Raw genomic sequence first — 641 nt, 5'->3', positions numbered from 1 at the left:
GCCCGCCGATGGCCGAGAAGGCACCGGGTCCGCTGAACGGTTGCGGTTCCCATGCCTCCCCGCGCCGGCAATACCCCTGGGCCACTCCCCCGGCTGCCCGGACGCGCACGTCGAAGCCGGTGCTCACCAGCCCCAGCGGCTCCAGCAGCTCCTGCCGGACAACCTCGGTGTAGTCGCGTCCGGCTACCGCTGTGATGACGGCTCCGAGCATGGCGTAGCCGAGGTTCGAGTATTCGTAGGCCGTGCCGGGCGTGCGGACCAGGCGCACCCCGGCTCCGAGCAGCGCCTCGAAGTCCGTGCCGGACATCGCTTCCTGCCGGTCGGCCCAGGGATCGTCGGTGGGCAGGCCGCCGGACATGGTCAGGAGCATCCGCAGGGTCAGCGGAGCGTTGGGCATGTCCTCCCCCGGACCGATCAGCCGGAGGTAAGGCAGGTGTGTCGAGACCTCGCTGTCGAGGTCCAGGAGCCCGCGGTCCCGCAGGATCAGGACGGCGGCAGCGGTGAACGATTTTGTGCAGGACGCGATCCGGAAGGCGGTATCGGCCCGCGGCGGGCGGCCGGCCTCATCGATGCTGCCGCGCAGGACGGCGGCCCGCAGCTTCCCTCCGGTGAAGACGCCGACGGCGAGCGCCGGGGCCGTT

General features: G+C 71.6%; 1 protein-coding gene. It reads right to left on the bottom strand.

Annotated elements, in window-relative coordinates:
* Positions 1-641, bottom strand: a 641-nt coding sequence (locus K789_RS0113540) for a serine hydrolase domain-containing protein (protein WP_024367215.1), incomplete at both ends; no start/stop codon positions are given.

This window comes from Arthrobacter sp. TB 26 (assembly GCF_000427315.1).
Taxonomy (GTDB): Bacteria; Actinomycetota; Actinomycetes; order Actinomycetales; family Micrococcaceae; genus Arthrobacter.
Note: the sequence above shows the minus strand (reverse complement) of the source record. Positions and strands in the feature narration are given on the sequence as shown.